The organism is uncultured Intestinibacter sp., from assembly GCF_902468165.1.
GTDB lineage: Bacteria > Bacillota > Clostridia > Peptostreptococcales > Peptostreptococcaceae > Intestinibacter.
In genome coordinates, this window is the sequence record NZ_CABQXJ010000135.1 from 1 (window position 1) to 2,124 (window position 2,124).

Annotated in this window: 4 protein-coding genes; 3 read left to right on the top strand and 1 reads right to left on the bottom strand. The window is 27.0% G+C overall.

What is annotated here, in order from left to right:
• Nucleotides 1–354 (bottom strand): hypothetical protein (locus RDX53_RS14175; RefSeq protein ID WP_369124306.1); only part of this gene is annotated, 354 nt, incomplete at its 3' end.
• Nucleotides 355–525: 171 nt separating this feature from the next.
• Here RDX53_RS14175 and RDX53_RS13980 point away from each other — a divergent pair.
• From RDX53_RS13980 to RDX53_RS13990, 3 genes are all read left to right on the top strand, one after another.
• Nucleotides 526–1,212, top strand: a complete 687-nt coding sequence (locus RDX53_RS13980; protein WP_195931494.1) for a Crp/Fnr family transcriptional regulator — start codon at nt 526–528, stop codon at nt 1,210–1,212.
• A complete protein-coding gene (locus RDX53_RS13985; protein WP_295571789.1) occupies nt 1,202–1,627 on the top strand; it encodes a cytidine deaminase in 426 nt (141 codons plus the stop codon). Before RDX53_RS13980 ends, RDX53_RS13985 begins: the two co-directional genes overlap by 11 nt.
• Before the next feature lie 261 nt (nt 1,628–1,888).
• On the top strand, nt 1,889–2,044 hold the full coding sequence (locus RDX53_RS13990) for a hypothetical protein (RefSeq protein ID WP_195931492.1): 156 nt from the start codon (nt 1,889–1,891) through the stop codon (nt 2,042–2,044).
• Nucleotides 2,045–2,124 lie beyond the last annotated feature (80 nt).

Consider the following 2,124-nt stretch of genomic DNA (forward strand, 5'->3'; position numbering starts at 1 on the left):
TAGACCTTCAATTACTACTTTTACATCATCTATATTTGCTTCATAAGCGCTTTGTGCTACTTCGTCTGCATTATAATATTGTGGACTATTTTTTATTGAGTCAATCTCATTATAAAGCTCTCTTAATTTTGAATAATCAGTTGGTTTTCCATTTAATGCATTTTTCGCAGTATTGATTTTTGCTACAATAGCATTTATTTCTGCTTGTGAAATAGGTGCTTTCGCTGCTTTTGTTTTCCCTTCAGCTATAGCATTATTATAGGCAGTTACTTTGGCGTTATCAGTTTCATTATAATATTTCGCATTTGTTTCTTTAAATTCTGCATCAGCATTAATTAAATTATTTAATTGTATTTTATTTTATTTTTTTTTTATTAATTTCATTATTTTTTATTTATTTATAATATATTATATAAACTTTTATTTTGGACATTTGTCCCCTAATTCAATTATACTTATTGATTTTAATATTTATTGTGATATAATCATTATACTTTACTCAAAGTGTTTATGAGGAGATTTAAAATGAACAAACTATCTTTCTATTTAGATACGTGTCCAGACTTTATAAAAAATAGTTTTTCAAATATAAACTTTAATACATTTGATAAAATCTTAATTCAAAATGAAAAGTCTGATTTTGTGTACATTATAAAAACTGGAAAGGTTAAGGTGTATTCCCTGACACCTACTGGAGTTAAATATTTAGAGCGCATCTACTGCAATTATGAGATATTTGGCGAATTAGAGGCCTTTATTGACAAACCAATATTAAATTTTGTGGAAGCTATAGAACCTTGCCAAGCTATAAAAATACCAAAATCTCATTTTTTAAAATGGATTAAATCAGATAGTGATTTTTCATTTTTTATACATATTCAGGTTTCTGAAAAAATGTATTATACATCTATAAATAGTAGAGCCAATGTAACTTACCCATTAAAATCAAGACTTATCTTCTTTTTATGGAACTTTCTTGATGAACATAATATAGATACTGTTCACAAAGATATTTTGGTAGAAGGCGTTGGATCTAATATTAGAAGTGTAAATAGAATTATTAAAGAATTAGTAAATGAAAAACTTATTGAATACAACAAAGGCTTTATAAAAGTCAATGAAATGGATAAACTTATGCATTTGATTATGTCTCCTAATGACAATGTATCAAATTTTCAAAGAAAATGTGGAGGAAAAAACAATGATAAATAGAGAATTATTAATAGAAAAAGCATTTGAGGCTCAAAAGTTTTGCTACACACCATACTCAAACTTCAATGTTGGTGCTGCACTTCTTACATCTGATGGAACAATATATCAAGGATGTAATATAGAAAATGCTGCATTTACACCAACTAACTGTGCTGAAAGAACAGCATTTTTTAAAGCTATCTCAGAAGGCCAAATGGACTTTGTGGCTATAGCTGTTGTTGGAAACAAAGACGGCATTAAACAAGGGGAAGGTGATTATTGTGCACCTTGTGCAGTATGTAGACAAGTTATGGCTGAATTTTGTGACTTAGATACATTTAAAGTTATAATGGCTAAAGATATAAATGATTACAAAGAGTATACTTTAGGTGAGCTTTTACCACTTGCTTTTACTGGAAAAGCATTAGATAAATAAGAAAGTATTTTATATTTATAAATTTAAATTTTGGACGTATTTTTATTTAAAATACGTCTTTTTATTTATTATTTTATTAATATCTTTATTTATTATTTTACTGATATATAATTTTTAAACAAAATGTAATTCTATAAATTATGCTTTATTTAGGCTTTATTAAAAATATCTCCATCACTATATTACATAAATTACCACAAGATTTATCCTACTTTTTCCTGTATTATATTATTCGCAATAAAAATAAAGGAGGGATACATAATGATGGAAGTTTCAATAGAAGAAATGGTTGAATTTATATACGACAGATGCGCTGATGATTTAACAGAAGAGCAAATCGAGATGGTTTTAGAATTACAACAAGAGTTCTTAGATTCTAAAGGCTTAATTGAATTAGAAGAAGATGATATTTATTAATTTTATGTATGAAAAAATTCGCTTCGCTCATGGCGCCAACGACTTCGTCCGTTGCTTTAGTTAATAGGTTGGAAATTATA

Bases quoted from the DNA above. Each gene is read 5' to 3' on its own strand.
- RDX53_RS13980 (WP_195931494.1), top strand. From the start codon at position 526: ATGAACAAACTATCTTTCTATTTAGATACGTGTCCAGACTTTATAAAA.
- RDX53_RS13985 (WP_295571789.1), top strand. From the start codon at position 1,202: ATGATAAATAGAGAATTATTAATAGAAAAAGCATTTGAGGCTCAAAAG.
- RDX53_RS13990 (WP_195931492.1), top strand. From the start codon at position 1,889: ATGATGGAAGTTTCAATAGAAGAAATGGTTGAATTTATATACGACAGA.